The sequence below is a fragment of the Thermotoga sp. SG1 genome (genome assembly GCF_002865985.1).
In the GTDB taxonomy this organism is placed as follows: Bacteria; Thermotogota; Thermotogae; order Thermotogales; family Thermotogaceae; genus Thermotoga.
The window spans coordinates 405,524-422,198 of sequence record NZ_LNDD01000004.1; the positions used below are offsets into that span (position 1 = coordinate 405,524).

General features: G+C 45.9%; 14 protein-coding genes and 1 CRISPR repeat array. Of the genes, 8 read left to right on the forward strand and 6 right to left on the reverse strand.

The features are described from left to right. The first annotated feature begins 49 nt into the window (after positions 1 to 49). Genes AS006_RS07485 through hslO form a run of 4 tightly spaced genes read left to right on the forward strand, consistent with a single transcriptional unit; the run spans position 50 to position 4,259 of the window. Entirely contained in the window at positions 50 to 2,422 is a 2,373-nt protein-coding gene (locus AS006_RS07485) for an ATP-dependent Clp protease ATP-binding subunit (RefSeq protein WP_101513712.1), read from the forward strand. Positions 2,423 to 2,428: 6 nt separating this feature from the next. After that, positions 2,429 to 2,725: a DUF1844 domain-containing protein gene (locus AS006_RS07490; RefSeq protein ID WP_101513713.1), complete on the forward strand. Its 297-nt coding sequence runs from the start codon at positions 2,429 to 2,431 to the stop codon at positions 2,723 to 2,725. Continuing rightward, entirely contained in the window at positions 2,722 to 3,390 is a 669-nt protein-coding gene (gene ispD, locus AS006_RS07495) for a 2-C-methyl-D-erythritol 4-phosphate cytidylyltransferase (RefSeq protein ID WP_101513714.1), read from the forward strand. Before AS006_RS07490 ends, ispD begins: the two co-directional genes overlap by 4 nt. Further along, positions 3,387 to 4,259 (forward strand): Hsp33 family molecular chaperone HslO, encoded by an 873-nt coding sequence (gene hslO, locus AS006_RS07500; protein WP_101513715.1) that lies wholly within the window; start codon positions 3,387 to 3,389, stop codon positions 4,257 to 4,259. The genes ispD and hslO overlap by 4 nt, the downstream gene beginning before the upstream one ends. Here hslO and AS006_RS07505 read toward each other — a convergent pair. From AS006_RS07505 to frr, 5 genes are read right to left on the reverse strand one after another with little or no spacing between them, the layout of a single operon-like run. Next, a complete protein-coding gene (locus tag AS006_RS07505; protein ID WP_101513716.1) occupies positions 4,215 to 5,267 on the reverse strand; it encodes a hypothetical protein in 1,053 nt (350 codons plus the stop codon). The genes hslO and AS006_RS07505 overlap by 45 nt on opposite strands. A 6-nt stretch (positions 5,268 to 5,273) precedes the next feature. Further along, the gene (gene alaS / locus AS006_RS07510) at positions 5,274 to 7,868 is read right to left on the reverse strand and encodes an alanine--tRNA ligase (RefSeq protein ID WP_101513717.1); all 2,595 of its coding nucleotides are present in this window, start codon (positions 7,866 to 7,868) and stop codon (positions 5,274 to 5,276) included. After that, on the reverse strand, positions 7,865 to 8,677 hold the full coding sequence (gene cdsA / locus AS006_RS07515) for a phosphatidate cytidylyltransferase (protein ID WP_101513718.1): 813 nt from the start codon (positions 8,675 to 8,677) through the stop codon (positions 7,865 to 7,867). The genes alaS and cdsA overlap by 4 nt, the downstream gene beginning before the upstream one ends. Then, a complete protein-coding gene (locus AS006_RS07520) occupies positions 8,670 to 9,371 on the reverse strand; it encodes an isoprenyl transferase (RefSeq protein ID WP_101513719.1) in 702 nt (233 codons plus the stop codon). The genes cdsA and AS006_RS07520 overlap by 8 nt, the downstream gene beginning before the upstream one ends. Further along, entirely contained in the window at positions 9,368 to 9,925 is a 558-nt protein-coding gene (gene frr / locus AS006_RS07525; protein WP_101513720.1) for a ribosome recycling factor, read from the reverse strand. The genes AS006_RS07520 and frr overlap by 4 nt, the downstream gene beginning before the upstream one ends. Positions 9,926 to 10,133: 208 nt before the next feature. Between frr and AS006_RS07530 the strand changes: the two genes are divergently transcribed. Together AS006_RS07530 and AS006_RS07535 are read left to right on the forward strand one after the other, a co-directional pair. After that, positions 10,134 to 11,288 carry a serine-pyruvate aminotransferase gene (locus AS006_RS07530; RefSeq protein ID WP_101513721.1) on the forward strand — a complete coding sequence of 385 codons (1,155 nt, stop codon included), beginning with the start codon at positions 10,134 to 10,136 and terminating at the stop codon, positions 11,286 to 11,288. Positions 11,289 to 11,293: 5 nt separating this feature from the next. Next, positions 11,294 to 12,214 carry a hydroxypyruvate reductase gene (locus tag AS006_RS07535; protein ID WP_101513722.1) on the forward strand — a complete coding sequence of 307 codons (921 nt, stop codon included), beginning with the start codon at positions 11,294 to 11,296 and terminating at the stop codon, positions 12,212 to 12,214. On the opposite strand, the gene AS006_RS09515 is transcribed toward AS006_RS07535, so the two are convergent. Further along, positions 12,195 to 12,344, reverse strand: coding sequence for a hypothetical protein (locus tag AS006_RS09515; protein ID WP_199167499.1), 150 nt, complete (start codon positions 12,342 to 12,344; stop codon positions 12,195 to 12,197). The two genes, AS006_RS07535 and AS006_RS09515, sit on opposite strands and share 20 nt — an antisense overlap. A 170-nt stretch (positions 12,345 to 12,514) precedes the next feature. Between AS006_RS09515 and AS006_RS07540 the strand changes: the two genes are divergently transcribed. Both AS006_RS07540 and AS006_RS07545 read left to right on the forward strand, forming a co-directional pair. Further along, positions 12,515 to 13,492 carry an ATP-binding cassette domain-containing protein gene (locus AS006_RS07540; RefSeq protein ID WP_101513723.1) on the forward strand — a complete coding sequence of 326 codons (978 nt, stop codon included), beginning with the start codon at positions 12,515 to 12,517 and terminating at the stop codon, positions 13,490 to 13,492. Between the two features lie 4 nt (positions 13,493 to 13,496). After that, complete coding sequence (locus AS006_RS07545; protein WP_101513724.1) at positions 13,497 to 14,267, forward strand: ABC transporter permease; 771 nt, start codon at positions 13,497 to 13,499, stop codon at positions 14,265 to 14,267. Between the two features lie 55 nt (positions 14,268 to 14,322). Beyond that, positions 14,323 to 16,416: direct repeats of the CRISPR family, unit length 30 nt; unit sequence GTTTCCATACCTCTAAGGAAGTATTGAAAC. Positions 16,417 to 16,675: the final 259 nt, after the last annotated feature.

Sequence of the window (16,675 nt, forward strand, 5' to 3'; positions counted from 1 at the left end):
AAGAAAAAGATTAACACACGTGGTAATATTTCTTTGAGGAGGTGATCGCATGTTCAATCTAGAAGAGTACACAGAAAAAGCCCAGAAAGTAATAATGAGTATTCAGGATATAATGACAAGGTACAGACAGAATCAGCTTTCCAGTGAGCACATACTACTTGCGATCCTTGAAGAAGGAAACAACGTTGGTGTAGAACTTCTGAAAGAAATGAACGTGGACATAAACAGACTGAAAGACGAGGTGGAAATGTTCATAGGAAAATACGGTGTCAGAGTTCCAGAAGGAACGTCCGTATCCCAGATCTTCATAACACCGGACGCAAGACACGTGATAGAAAAGGCACGCGAGGAAGCAAGGAGAATGGGGGACTCGAAGATAGGAACCGAACACCTTCTTCTCGGGATGGTCCTCTCTCCAGATTCCACTGCGTTTCGTATCCTTTCAAGGTACGGTGTGACACCGGAGAGGGTGTACGAGGCGATAAGAAAGATAAGGGCAACCGGAAGAACGGACGAGGCAGAGAACATCGAGGCACTGGCACGCTTCACCGTGGATCTCACTCTGCTTGCCCGCGAGAAAAAACTCATGCCTGTTGTGGACCGTGAAAAAGAAATCAGAAGGGTGATACAGATACTCTCGCGCCGCACCAAGAACAATCCCGTTCTGATAGGAGATCCCGGTGTTGGAAAAACGGCCGTTGTTGAGGGACTTGCCCAGAGGATCGTTGAAGGAAAAGTACCCCTGTTTCTGAGAAACGTGAGGGTCCTCAAACTCGACATGGGAAGACTAGTTGCTGGAACACGGTTTAGAGGAGACTTCGAAGAGAGACTGAAACGCCTTCTCGATGAACTGAAAAGAAAGAAAGGAGAAGTCATTCTCTTCATAGACGAGGTGCACACGGTGGTGGGAGCAGGAGCTGCCGAAGGTGCATTAGACGCTGCAAACATCATGAAGCCTGAGCTCACAACGGGAGAGATCCAGATAATAGGTGCCACCACCGTTGAGGAATACAGAAAATACATCGAAAAGGACAGGGCACTCGAGAGGAGATTCCAGCCAGTCTTGGTTGAAGAACCCACCGTTGAACAAACAATGGAAATCTTGAAAGGACTTAGAAAGGTCTTCGAAGATCATCACAAGGTGAAAATAACGGATGATGCTCTTGAGGCTGCCGCAAAACTCTCCGCTCGCTACATAACCAACAGGTTCCTCCCGGACAAAGCGGTCGACCTGATCGATGAAGCAGCTTCTTACGTGAGGCTGGAGTCTTCGTATCCATCTGAAGAGATTTTGAAATTGGAAGAGAGAATGAGAGAGCTTGAAGACAAGATAAACGATGCCGTGGTGAAAGGAGAATACGAGGAAGCTGCAAGGTTGAAAGTGGAGCTTCAAAAGCTGAAGGAAGAGTATGAAGAGGCACGGAAAAGCCAAGAGAAGATAGAGCCTGTGGTCAACGAAGACGTTGTAGCGAAGATCGTGGAACAGTGGACGGGAATTCCCGTGTCCCGTATCATGGAATCTGAAAAAGACAAGCTGCTCAAACTGGAAGAGCTGATCCATCAACGTTTGGTGGATCAGGAAGAAGCGGTGAAGATAGTTGCACGTACTATCAGACGGGCTAGGGTGGGTATCAAAAATCCAAGAAGACCGATCGGAGTCTTCCTGTTTCTGGGACCAACCGGTGTTGGAAAAACGGAGCTTGCAAGAACTCTCGCCGATGTGCTATTTGGAAGTGAAGATGCAATGATAAGACTCGATATGAGCGAATATATGGAGAAACACTCCGTCGCAAGGCTCATAGGAGCCCCTCCAGGATACGTAGGCTACGAAGAAGGAGGCCAGCTCACAGAAGCCGTCAGAAGAAGACCCTACAGTGTGATACTGCTCGATGAGATAGAGAAGGCCCATCCTGATGTCTTCAACATACTGCTTCAGGTTTTTGAGGACGGACGCCTGACTGACGGAAAGGGTAACACGGTTGATTTCAGAAACACGATCGTCATCATGACGAGCAACATTGGAAGCGAAAAGATCCTGGAATCCCAAGAAAACGTTCGGTTCGAGATAGAAAAGGAACTTCGAAATACCTTTAAACCAGAATTTTTGAACAGAATAGATGCGATCGTCTACTTCAAACCTCTGACGATGGATGAGGTGAAGAAGATCGTCGAAATCATGGTAAAACAGCTCGAAGATATACTGAAAGACAAAAGAATCACCCTTGAACTCACCGAAAGGGCAAAAGAGTATCTAGCTGAAGCAGGGTACGTCCCTTCACTCGGTGCAAGGCCACTCAGAAGGATCATCGAACTCGAACTGGAATCCATGATTGCCGATAAGATACTGGAGGGTGAAATTAAAGAAGGGGACCACATCGTTGTCGATGCAGATGAGTACGGTTTGAAGATCGAGAGGAGGTGAAGATCCATGGAGGAAAAGAAGGAAAAACTCTCCATGAAGGATCTTATCCTCCTCTTCTTCAGCACCATAAGTGCAAGGTGCTGGGCAAGACTGGGCCTCACGGAGGACGAGTACGGAGACTTCTACCAGGACCTCGGTGAAGCCCGACTGGGTATAGACACACTGGACGCGATTTTCAACAAGATCAAAGACCTGGTAGACGAGCAGACATGTCGTGAAATGGAGGGAGTGATCGCAACACTGAAGCTCAACTACTTCCATCAGTACCAGAAGAGCAAGAAAAAGGAGACAGAAAACGTATGAACATTGCGGTACTGCTTGCTGCTGGAAAAGGAGAAAGACTCGGAGAAAAGATCCCCAAACAGTTTATTGAAATAGAAGGAAAAATGCTATTCGAATACCCTCTCAAAACACTCTTAGACAGCGATGTCATCGACGCTGTTGTGATCGTGGTGTCAAAAGACTGGGTAGTCTATGTGTCAGAGAAAGCAAGGCACGAAAAGATCCTTGGGATCGTAGAAGGTGGAAACACCCGAAGCCAGAGTGTGAGAAATGCCCTCAAATTCCTTGAAAACATCAAACCATCGTACGTACTCATACACGATGCAGCACGTCCTTTTCTGAGGAGAAAGCACATCGAAGAGGTCTTGAAAAAGGCACAGGAAACAGGGGCAGCCACTCTTGCTCTGAAAAACTCAGACACACTCATAAGACTCGATGATTCGCGAATAGAGTACGTTCCAAGAGAGGGCATCTATAGAGTTCAAACGCCCCAGGCTTTCTCGTACGACCTTCTGAAGAAAGCCCACAGTGAGGAAAAAGAGTGGGCTGACGACACAGAACCCGTTCACAGACTCGGAGTGAAGATATCCGTTGTCGAAGGAGATCTTTTCTGCTTCAAGGTGACCTTCAAAAGTGATCTCGAACTTGCAAGACTCATTGCAAAGGAATGGGAGAGGATAGCATGATCTACTACGGCACCATGTTCGATCACAAGGTGAGATTCTCCATTGTTCGAATGAAAGAAGTAGTGGAAGAAGCCCGAAGACGCCACAATCTTTCTTATCTTGCAACGGTGGTGCTCGGGAGGGCACTCATCGGTGCAGCACTGGTAACACCGTGGCTTTCAGAAAAAGATCGGTGGACACTGATTATGGAGGGAGACGGTCCCATAAAGAGGGTGGTTGCACAATCGACGAGTGAATTCACCGTCAGAGGGTACGTTGCAAATCCCAGTGTGGAGCTTCCTTTGAACGAAAAGGGAAAATTCGATGTCTCAGGTGCCATCGGGAAAGGTATCCTCAGAGTCGTAAGAGACCTCGGTTTGAAAACACCTTTCGTTTCTCAGGTACCAATTGTCAGCGGAGAGATTGCAGAGGATCTTGCCTACTACTTCACCGTTTCTGAGCAAATCCCGTCTGCCTTTTCCCTCGGTGTTCTCATGGATTCAAAGGGCGTGAAAATAGCGGGAGGATTTGCCGTCCAAATTCTGGATAGATCCCTTGAAAAGGAAAAAGTGGATATGCTAGAAAACAACATAAAGAACCTTCCTTACGTCACAAAACTTTTTCAGGAGACAGAACCACTGGACGTTCTAGAGAAAATCTTCGGAGAAAAGGTGGGATTCGTCGAAACCGCGGAGATAAAGTACAGATGCGATTGCAACCGGGAAAAAGCAAAATCCGCACTCCTTGTACTGGCCGAAAAGGAACTGGAAGATATGAAAAAAGAAGGAAAAGGAGAAGTGATCTGCAAGTGGTGCAGCACGAAGTACACCTTTTCTGAAGAAGAATTAAGCGAACTCCTCAAGCTCAAGAAAAACAGCGCGAGTTCCTGAAAGATTTGTGATCTTCAAAAATCTTTCTGTGAGCTCAAGGATGATCTTTTCCCCTTCCATTCGAGCAAGAGCGCTCCTCAATTTCTTCGATGGAAAGACCACGAGGAAGTCTCTACCCGGCTCTACAAAAAGTTCCGCTGTATAGCTCAGATTCTTTTTCTTCACGACCACTCTCATGACCTCACCTTTTCTTGAAAGTGTAGCATAAGAGCCTTTTGAGATAACAGCTGCCTTTCTCACGAGCTTGGCAAGAATTTCCTTTTTCGATTCCAACCTTTCGACAACTCTCTCCGAAAGGACTCGCTTGAGAGTTTCTCTTTCCTCTATACTCACCCTGTCTCCACAGATCTCCATTACGAAATATGGATATTTCACCACCAATTTACCTGATTTTTCGTAGAAGTCCAGGCTCTGAACGTTCAGCCTTTGAAGAGCTTTGAAAACGTGTCTCACCGTCACATAAGGTATTTTCAGGGAAAAGGAGGTTGTGGGAACAGCAGAGATCTGAGAGAGAGTCACTATCTCCGAAGAGGGACCGAACATGAGAATATCTTTTTCCTCGAAAAGGAGAACAAGAAATTCCCCTTCGTCCAGATTTGAACTTGCGAAATTGACGGAGCTTTCGAACTCGCGTTTTGAGAGCGTGCAGAGAAACTCTTCTTTTCCGTCTTCAAGTGGGACCTCTCCTACTCTACATCTGACATCCAGCACTTCGTTTCCTGCTTTCAAAACAAGATGGTCTTGTGAAATTGTGATGTACACCTCTTTGACCTTCACATCACTCAAGAAGAACTTGAGCAGATCCAGAGAAACCTTTCTGCTTCCTTCAAAGCGCGGGATCTTTCCCAGAAACACCTCCACGCTCGCACAGTTATCACTCGCTCTGAGCCAGAGCCCATCCCTGAAGAAGAAATCAACGAACCTTGCACTCGGTTCCACAGTTCCAACAAGTTTGTCGAGTAAAAAAAGCCACTCTCTCAGTTCATGAGAATCAACGAGGAGTTCCACAAAACTTCACCCCAGAAACTCTTCCAGGCGATTCAAAACTTCGTTCAACCTCTCAGGTCGTCTCCCTCCTGCCTGGGCAAAGTTCTTTCTACCTCCTCCGCTTCCATCGAGTTCTTTTGCAATACTTTTGGCTATTGAAGAGGCATCGTATTTTCCTATAAGATCGTTTGAAACCTTCACCACAAAAGACACTTTGTTTCCAAAACGGCTGAACAGAATCACTACACCACTTTTTTCCCTGTTCAACACGTTGTCGGCTATTCCTCCAAGGTGCTTCGGCTCTACTCCTTCAAAAACACCATAGAAAAGCCTTACTCCATCGTCCAGCTTCTTCTCGGAGATTCTCTCTTCGGAAACCCTTCCCTGAGAAAGTCTTCTTTCCAGTTCTCTGACTTTCTCTTTAAGACTTTCCACTCTACTCACTATTTCGTTCTCGCCGGCACCGAGAAGTTCCTTCAACCTCATCATCACATCTTCGTATCTTCTGATCAACTCCAAGGAATGAAAACCTGTTACCGCCTCCACTCTTCTCACACCGGAAGAAACAGATTCTTCCGACACTATCTTGAAGAGACCTATCTGTCCCGTGTTCTTCACGTGGGTTCCTCCACAGAGTTCCCTGCTCACGCCCGGGACCTCCACCACCCTGACAACATCACCGTATTTTTCCGTAAAGAGCGCTATGACACCTGATCTGACGGCTTCTTCGTAACTTGTGTATCTCACCTCAACGGGAATTGCCTGCATGATCCACTCGTTCACCATGTCTTCTACCTTCTTTATCTCCTCCGCAGAGAGTGCCCTGTAATGGGTAAAATCAAACCTCAATCGTTCAGGAGCAACGAGTGACCCTGCTTGCCTCACATGCTCTCCAAGCACCTTCCTCAGGGCAGCGTGGAGCAAGTGCGTAGCAGTATGGTTTCTCATTGTATCTTCTCTTCTTTTCCTATCCACCTTCAAAAAGACCTTCTGACCTTTTCGAAGAACCCCCTTCAACACCTTGATTCTGTGCACAACTACTCCTTCCAGGGCTTCAAAGACGTATTCAACCCTTCCTTCTCCACTTTCCCATTCCACCATGCCCACGTCAGAGACCTGTCCACCCTTTTCTGCGTAGAAGGGTGTTCTGGAAAAGACCACCTCCACCGTGTCTTTCTCTTTTGCCTCTTCCAGCGGTCTGTTTTCCTTTGTTATGAGAACCGTTTCTGCTTCGTCTTCGAGGCGTTCGTACCCGGTGAACTCCGTTTTGAAACCTTCCGGAAGGCTTTCCAGGTACTCGTATCTTCTTGCAAATTCTACCTTTCCCATGGCCTCCCTGGATTTTCTTTGTTGCTCTTTCATGTATCTATCGAAGTCCTTCACGTCGATCTCCACGCCTTTTTCCTTTGCGATCTCCAGTGTGAGTTCAAGAGGAAGTCCGTAGGTGTCGTAGAGTCTGAACGCATCCTGTGAGTCTATTTTTCCCTTCTTTTCCACCAGCTCATCGAAGATCCTCATACCCTGCTCCAGTGTCTTCAAGAACCTGTTTTCCTCTGAAGAAAGCACCTCTTTCACCATATCCTTCCCACGTATGATCTCCGGATAAACCTTACCCATCTTTTCCACAACGGCATCAACCACCCTGTAGAGGAACGGTTCGTTCATACCAAGGAGTATCCCGTGTCTCATCGCCCGTCTTATGATCCTTCGAAGAACATAACCCCTTCCTTCATTGGAAGGAAAGACCCCCTCACTGATGAGGAAGGTGATGGCTCTGATGTGATCTGCTATAACTCTGATGGAGATGTCTTTTTCTTCATCCGTCTTGTAGGATACACCTGTCAGTTCCTCTATCGCCTTTATTATCGGCTGGAACAGATCTGTGTCGAAGTTGCTGTAGACTCCCTGCATCATCGCGCAGAACCTTTCAAGTCCGGCACCGGTGTCTATGTTTTTCCTGGGAAGTGGATGTAGCTTTCCTTCTTCGTCCTGATAGTACTCTGTGAAGACAAGGTTCCATATTTCCACAAAGCGCCCCTCGGAGTTTGCGGGTGTGCACTCTTCCCCCTCCGGGCATCCTTTTGAGTACCCGGTGTCGTAGAAGATCTCGGTGTCCGGCCCACACGGGCCCGTCGGACCCGCCGGCCCCCAGAAATTGTCCTCCTTTCCAAATCTCAGGATCTTTTTTTCGGGAAGTCCGATCTTTTCGTTCCATATCCTGAAAGCCTCTTCATCTTCTTCATAAACGGAAACCCAGAGTTTTTCCTCGGGTACACCGAGAACCTGTGTGAGAAACTCCCAGGCCCATTCTATGGCCTCCTCTTTGAAGTAGTCTCCGAAAGAGAAGTTCCCGAGCATCTCGAAGAAGGTGTGGTGTCTGGGTGTCTTTCCCACGTTTTCTATGTCAACCGTTCTCAAACACTTTTGACAGGTTGCAACCCTTGTGTAAACGGGTTCCACCTTTCCCCAGAAAATTGGCTTGAAAGGAACCATCCCGGCCACTGTGAAGAGAAGCTGGGGATCGTCCGGTATGAGAGAGGCACTCGGAAGTATCTTGTGACCTTTCTTTTCGAAGAATCTCAAAAAGGCTTCCCTTATCTCTTCGGAAGTCATGTACCTCATCTCACCACTCCTTCGAATATTTTGAATACAATGTAGCTGACGGGCGCAACAAAGAGAAGGCCATCTATCCTGTCAAGCATACCACCATGACCCGGTAGGGTTTTCCCTGAATCCTTCACTCCGTAGTGTCTTTTCAGAGCAGATTCGAATATGTCTCCAAAGGTATCCATGACCGCCACTACTCCGGCAAAGGGAAGAAAGGTTCTGTAGTCTATCACGTTCACAGAAAGGATGTTGCTGACGATCAACCGGTAAAGGAACGTGTATATCAGAACACCAAGGAAACCACCGATCACCCCTTCCAGGCTCTTTCGTGGACTGTAGTGCGGAGAGATTCTGGTTTTTCCGAATTTCAAACCCGTAAAATAAGCGAAAGAATCGAACACCCAGGTGGACGTGAGAACAAGAAGAGCGTTGGCAGCACCGAACTCACTATATATCGGCAAGAAGAAACTCAAAAAGAAAGAGACGTACACCAGTGCGATGGAAAAAACTGAAACTGTTCTGAACACCTGAGATGGATCTTTGTCGGTTGCAAGAGAAAACACCACTCCGACTATGAAAACAAGGGAAAATGGCTGAACTGGTTCTTTGAAAACCACTCCATACAGAACGGGATAGACCGCAAGGAGTATCACGTAGAAAAACCTCGCATCACGCTCTTTCAGCTCCAGGGTGATCAGTTCATAACCTGCAAGAATCACGATGGCAGAAACAAGTCCTACAAGACTTTCATAACTCACAAAACACAGGACAACAAACGGTGCCACAACACTTGCCGTTATTACCCTGGTTTTCAGATCATCCATCACCCAGACCCCCAAACCGTCTTTCCCTTCTGGAATAACTCTCTATCGCCCTCAGAAAATCTCTTTTTGTGAAATCCGGCCAAAGTTTTCTGGTGAAGTAGAGTTCAGAGTAAGCGGATTGCCAGATCAGAAAATTGCTGAGACGAAGCTCACCCGATGTTCTTATTATCAAATCTGGATCGGGAACGTCCGGCAGATAAAGATAATCCCTGAACGTCTCTTCGTTGAGAACGATCCTCTTTCCTTTCTCTACATCACTCAAAATCCTTTCAATCGCGTCCAGAATTTCCCGTCTTCCCCCGTAATTGAACGCTATCACAAGCGTCATACGGTCAAAAGAAGCCGTCTTTTCTTCCACCTCGTTCCACTTTCTCAAAACACCTTCTGGAAGTCCTTCCTTTCTTCCGAGGATCCTCACCCTTACCTTCTCTCTTCTGAGAAGGTCCATTTCACGATCTATCATCTGAACGAACAGATCCATCAGAAACTCCACTTCCTCTTTAGGGCGCTTCCAGTTCTCCGTGGAGAAAGAATACGCCGTAAGATACTTTATCCCAAGTTCCAGAGACCATTTCACTGTGTTATGAAGCACACGGGCACCACGTTCGTGCCCTTTTATTCTGGGAAGCCCTCTTTTTTTTGCCCATCTACCGTTTCCATCCATTATGATCGCAACGTGCTGGGGAATTCTCAAAATTCCATGATCTCCTTTTTCTTGATCTCAAACACCTCGTCCAGTTTCTCTATGAACTCGTCTGTCAGTTTCTGCACCTCGTTTTCGAGTCTTCTCGCATCGTCTTCAGGGATGTTCCCCTCTTTCTGATCGTCTTTGATCTTCTTAATTATCTCTCTTCTTATGTTCCTGATGGCGATCTTTCCTTCCTCGACTATCTCCTTTGCCTTCTTGACCCACTTTTCTCTCTGCTCTGTGGTTGGCGTGGGGAATACGAGCCTGATCACGTTCCCGTCGTTTACGGGGTTGAGACCCAGATCTGAAGCGTTTATGGCTTTTTCTATCAGGGACAGAACGCTCTTGTCCCAGGGTTTAATAACGAGGGTTCTTTCTTCCGAAACGGATATCGTAGCGAGCTGGTTGACAGGCGTGGGAACACCGTAGTATTCGACTTTGATCTCTTCTAGAATGGCAGGCGAAGGCTTCCCAGTTCTCATCTTCTTCAACTCGTCTTCGATCTTTTCAAGTGTTTTTTTCATCTTTTCTTTTGCCTCTTTTATGAGCGGATTTACCATGCTTTTTCCCTCCTTTTCCGGTGAATATTCTGTTTACCTCCATGTGGATCGTTGTATAATATTCCCAACATCTTCCAAAATTATAGCAAATTCAGAGACACATCTTCGAGGGCTTTCGATAAATATGCTTCACTGATTTGTAAAAATACCGGTGGTATAATTAGTTAAAAAAATAACAAGCACCACCATCCTGGAAAGGGGGAGTTCCATGGGAAAGTTTCTCAAAAAGCACTACATAATGGCACCCGGTCCAACACCAGTCCCAAACGATATTTTAACAGAAGGTGCGAAGGAAACAATACACCACAGAACACCACAGTTCGTCTCCATAATGGAAGAGACTCTTGAGGATGCCAAGTATCTCTTTCAGACGAAGAACAATGTCTACGCTTTCGCCTCGACGGGAACAGGAGCCATGGAGGCCGCCGTTGCAAACCTCGTGAGTCCTGGGGACAAAGTGATCGTTGTCGTTGCTGGAAAGTTCGGAGAAAGGTGGAAGGAACTTTGTCAGTCCTACGGTGCAGACATCGTTGAAATCGCCCTCGAATGGGGAGACGCTGTCACTCCCGAACAGATAGAAGACGCCCTCAACAAAAATCCCGATGCGAAGGTTGTGTTCACCACCTACAGTGAAACATCCACGGGAACGGTCATAGACCTTGAGGGAATAGCGAAAGTAACGAGAGAAAAAGATGTGGTTCTCGTGACGGATGCCGTCAGTGCCCTCGGTGCGGAGCCACTGAAGATGGACGAATGGGGAGTGGACGTGGTCGTCACGGGTTCACAGAAAGGCCTGATGCTTCCTCCTGGTCTTGCTCTCATCTCCCTCAACGACAAAGCGTGGGAACTTGTAGAAAAATCAAAATCCCCAAGGTACTATTTCGATCTGAGGGCCTACAGAAAGTCTTACCCGGACAACCCCTACACCCCAGCGGTCAACATGATATACATGCTGAGAAAATCCCTCCAGATGATCAAAGAAGAAGGAATAGAAAACGTTTGGGAAAGGCACAGAGTGCTCGGTGAAGCAACAAGAGCGGCCGTGAAAGCGCTCGGCCTGGAACTACTTTCCAAAAGACCTGGAAACGTGGTGACGGCCGTTAAGGTACCCGCCGGTATCGATGGAAAGCAGATCCCAAAGATCATGAGGGACAAGTACGGTGTTACCATCGCCGGGGGTCAGTCAAAACTCAAGGGTAAGATCTTCAGAATAGCCCATCTGGGATACATGTCGCCGTTTGATACCATCACAGCGATCTCTGCTCTTGAGCTCACTTTGAAGGAACTCGGATACGACTTCGAACTTGGAGCAGGTGTGCGGGCTGCCGAGACGATCTTTGCAAAAGAATTCATCGGGGAGTGATGTGAATGGCAAAGTACAGGGTGCATGTGAACGATCCTCTCGATGAAGAAGCCACAAAGCTTCTTATGGAAAAAGAAGAACTGGAAGTCACATCGGAACACTTGGAAAAGGAAGAACTTCTGAAAGTGATCCCCGGTGTGGACGTTCTCGTTGTAAGAAGCGCCACAAAGGTCACAGCAGACATCATAGAAGCTGGAAAAAACCTGAAGATCATCGCAAGGGCTGGAATCGGACTCGATAACATAGACGTCCAGAAGGCAAAAGAGAAAGGAATAAAAATTCTCAACACCCCGGGAGCAAGTGCACCTTCTGTTGCAGAACTTGCCATTGGACTCATGCTCGCCTGTGCTCGTCATATAGCAAGAGCCACCATATCTTTGAAAGAAGGTAAATGGGAAAAGAAAATCTTGAAAGGAAAAGAACTCCTCGGAAAGACACTCGGACTCATCGGTTTTGGAAACATCGGTCAGGAAGTTGCAAGAAGAGCTCTGGGATTTGGTATGAGAGTCATAGCGTACGACCCCGCACAGCCTGAAACAGACCTTCCCGTCGAATATGTGGATCTGGACACACTTTTAAAGGAAAGCGACTTCATCTCTCTCCATGTTCCTCTCAACGAGACAACAAGGCACATGATAAACAAAGAGGCCATTTCCAAGATGAAGGATGGGGTGATCATAGTCAACACCTCACGAGGTGGAACGATCGACGAGGAAGCACTCTACGAGGCACTCGTGAGCGGAAAGGTGTCCGCAGCAGGTCTTGATGTTTTCGAAGTAGAGCCTCCAAACGACGAACTCAGAAAGAAACTGCTCAGTCTGGACAACGTTGTGGCAACTCCACACATAGGAGCCTCCACAGAGGAAGCCCAGAAAAGAGTCGGAAAAGAACTTGTGGAGAAGATTTTCAGAGAGCTTGGGATCTGAAGCCGGGAGCTGTCTCCCGGCTCTTTTTCTTTTTTCTTTTGAAGATCACCTTCATACTCAAAGATGTAAGTTCGTAGAGAAAGAGAACAACACAGAAAATCAAGATGAAAAAATCCCTGATCCTTTCCATATCACTCCCTCCGTTTCTATAGATCAATCTTTTCCGTGTCAGGTTCAACTTGACAGACCCAAAAATGTATTTTACAATCAAATCCGGATTTCAAAAAATATATCTGTCGATATATTGATAGATATTATTTGATCACTTTATCAAAGACTGCAAGCTCTGGAGGTGAAAAGATGGAAGATGTGATTGTAGTGGAAAACCTCGTTAAAAAGTTCGGAGATTTTGAAGCGGTGAAGGGAATTTCTTTTTCCGTCAAAAAAGGAGAGATCTTCGCGTTCCTTGGACCAAACGGTGCAGGAAAAACCACCACCATACACACGCTTACCACCCTTCTGAAACCAACAAACGGAAAGGTATGGGTTGCTGGCCACGATGTTCTGAAAGAACCCAGGGAGGTCCGTAAAAAGATAGGCATCGTCTTTCAGGATCAATCACTCGACAGAGAGCTCACCGCTTACGAGAACATGTACATCCACGGAAGAATATACGGATACGGTGGTGAAAAACTGAAAAAGAGAATCCTTGAACTTCTCGAATTTGTAGAACTCCTGGAGTTCAAAGACAAACCCGTGAAGACCTTCAGCGGAGGAATGGCAAGAAGACTCGAGATCGCAAGATCACTCATTCACGAGCCAGAGATCCTTTTTCTCGACGAGCCCACCATCGGCCTTGATCCGCACACGAGAGCCCACATATGGGAGTACATATCGAAGATGAAAAAAGAACACAACATGACGCTATTCCTCACCACACACTACATGGACGAGGCTGAACAACTCGCTGACAGGGTGGCTATAATAGACCACGGAAAGATCATTGCCCTCGGAAGTCCGGATGAGCTGAAACAGATGGTTGGAAAAGAGATCATCTACGTGAAATTTTCTGATCCTGCGGACTGTCTCGATGGAGATTTCATAAAAGCGTGTAAGAAACTCCCTGACGGAAGATTGGAGCTGAACGTTGAAAACTCAAGCAGAGCCATTCCGAAGATCTTTGAACTTGCCCAGAAAAAAGGACTGAAAATAGAAGAGATCACTTACCACAAACCCACCCTGAACGATGTCTTTCTGCATTTGACAGGAAGAGAACTCAGAGAGGAAGGACCGGAAAACTTCTTCAAAACCGTCGCAAGGATGAGAATGAGGAGGTGAAATCATGGCTGCCTTCGTGACCATGGTGTACAGACAACTGGTCAGGTTCGTGAGATCTCGATCCCGTGTGGTAGGTATGATCATAAACCCTCTGATATGGCTTGTCTTCTTCGGACTTGGATGGAGCAAGGTTTTTGACAATCCCTGGGCAAAGATGATGTTCGGCGGAGTGGATTATCTCACTTACCTTGCACCCGGCATATTTGCCATGACCATATTCAACATGAGCTTCATCAGCGGTGTGAGTCTGATATGGGACAAACAGTTTGGCTTTTTCAAGGAAGTTCTGGTGGCACCCTCTTCGAGAAGACTCAGCATAATGGGAAGAATCATCGGTGATGGCCTTGTTACAGTGCTTCAGGGATTTATAATTCTGTTTTTCACGTACTTTCTGGCAGAGAATCTGAAAGTCTCCGGTCTGATACCAGCTCTCATCGTAGGTTTTCTCATGTCCGTTACGATCGCCGGTTTTGGCATAGCACTCGCCCTGAAAATGGAAAGCACAGAGGGTTTTCAGATGATAATGATGACACTGATGATGCCTTTGATATTTTTGAGTGGAGCCATGTATCCGATAGACTCCATGCCGAACTGGATGAAAGCGATCGCCTACATCAATCCACTAACATACGCAGTCGATGCCTCAAGAGGTTACTTGGTTGGATCCCACGTGATGAAGTTTTCCTTTGGAATGGACTGGGGTATTTTGAGTATACTGATGGTCGTGGGACTTCTTCTTGCAACAGAGAGTTTCGAAAGGGCAAGGATAAATTGAAAGTTATAAAAGCACCAAAGGCAGGGATCTTCCCTGCCTTTTTGTTTTTTACGAAGTTTCCATACCTCTAAGGAAGTATTGAAACATAAACAGAGTTACAACCTTCATCAGACTTATGAGGTTTCCATACCTCTAAGGAAGTATTGAAACTGGTCATGCAGAATGGAACAGAACCACATCTTGCTTTGTTTCCATACCTCTAAGGAAGTATTGAAACTTCCTGGACCTAAAGAATAGTTATCATCTGTTTGTGGTTTCCATACCTCTAAGGAAGTATTGAAACCAGCAGCATTCTATCACACGCGACTGCGAAGCAGGTTTCCATACCTCTAAGGAAGTATTGAAACACAAAGAGGAGCGGTTTGGCCTTATCCTCGGATGGTGTTTCCATACCTCTAAGGAAGTATTGAAACTAGGTCTTCTTGTCTATCTTCCCGAGCCCAAGCCGGGTTTCCATACCTCTAAGGAAGTATTGAAACCAAAATACACCGCAGCTATGGTTGCACACAAAACCTTGTTTCCATACCTCTAAGGAAGTATTGAAACCCATCATCCCCTCAAAAAGAGAGAGAGAGGAATGTGTTTCCATACCTCTAAGGAAGTATTGAAACTCGTACACCTAGATAATGGAACCGTCAGAGTAGTGTTCGAAAGTTTCCATACCTCTAAGGAAGTATTGAAACCGGTATCGATTCGGATGCCGTCACAGGACTCTACGTGTTTCCATACCTCTAAGGAAGTATTGAAACGAAATGATAGTACCCTACCCATCGGAAGTATCTATTTGTTTCCATACCTCTAAGGAAGTATTGAAACTAAAAGAAGTGACAACGTTGAGAGGAGGTGTGATGAGTTTCCATACCTCTAAGGAAGTATTGAAACTAGCTCCCGGCTTTTTATTTTTGCACGTTCAGTTTGGTTTCCATACCTCTAAGGAAGTATTGAAACAAAGGATTGTACAGGAGGAGCTGAGAAGATGTGCTCGGTTTCCATACCTCTAAGGAAGTATTGAAACATAAAAAAATTTTTAGAAGAAATGAGGAGGATGAGAGTTTCCATACCTCTAAGGAAGTATTGAAACAAACAGCGCGAAAGAATTGATGAAATTCAAACAGATAGTTTCCATACCTCTAAGGAAGTATTGAAACGAGGTAGAAGATATTTTCGAAAACTTCAACTGGCAGTTTCCATACCTCTAAGGAAGTATTGAAACTTATCACCTGGAACGACGATGGGCTGGTATTTGGGATGTTTCCATACCTCTAAGGAAGTATTGAAACTTAGACGAGCTAACAACGAACAAGGGAACGGAAACGGGTTTCCATACCTCTAAGGAAGTATTGAAACCTTGTACAGATGATCATCTGGGGAGGTGTGAATATTAGTTTCCATACCTCTAAGGAAGTATTGAAACCCACCTCGTCCGGGCGGGGGAACATGTACTCCCGCCCGGCTAGTTTCCATACCTCTAAGGAAGTATTGAAACACGCTTGCTCTTACAGCGCCTGTCGGCACAGACACAGTTTCCATACCTCTAAGGAAGTATTGAAACCTGGTAGAGCTGCTTAAAGCCGTCTCTTCGTCTTTGTTTCCATACCTCTAAGGAAGTATTGAAACAAGCCTTTCTTTACAAGCTCATCCCCTTCAGTATACGTTTCCATACCTCTAAGGAAGTATTGAAACTCAAGAACATCAGCAATACGAGATATGTCGTCGAAGTTGTTTCCATACCTCTAAGGAAGTATTGAAACGGAGGCATCATAGTCGTTGTGCTTTTCTTTTCGTGGTGTTTCCATACCTCTAAGGAAGTATTGAAACGCGCCGTCACCTGCACGTCAGCGTCTGTCGGATTTAGTTTCCATACCTCTAAGGAAGTATTGAAACGCGATATCTTTTATTGTGTCTATATAGGCATCATAGTGTTTCCATACCTCTAAGGAAGTATTGAAACCTCAGAAAATCACTCCAGAACAGGCAAAGGAGGTGTTGTTTCCATACCTCTAAGGAAGTATTGAAACCTTCCTTAGAGGTATGGAAACCGGCAAATAAATGTGTTTCCATACCTCTAAGGAAGTATTGAAACGCGTCCGGCTACACTTCTCCGCGAGAGAGAATTTATGTTTCCATACCTCTAAGGAAGTATTGAAACCCGTTGGATTTCAAAGAAATTATACCACAGAACATATCAGAAAGCAAGAGTATATAAGAAGATAGAGAGGGTGTTTCATCATAAGTGATTCTAACACACAGAAAGGGTCAGTCAAGTACTGTTTGGAAAAATGGAATAATTGCATAGTCAATGAAAAGCCTAAACCATAGCAAAAACAAAAGATAAATTACCCTAACCTAGGTCAGGCCATTTTGGGGTGTTTCAGGGGAAAATCAACTAGTTCTTGTTTTCACAAATT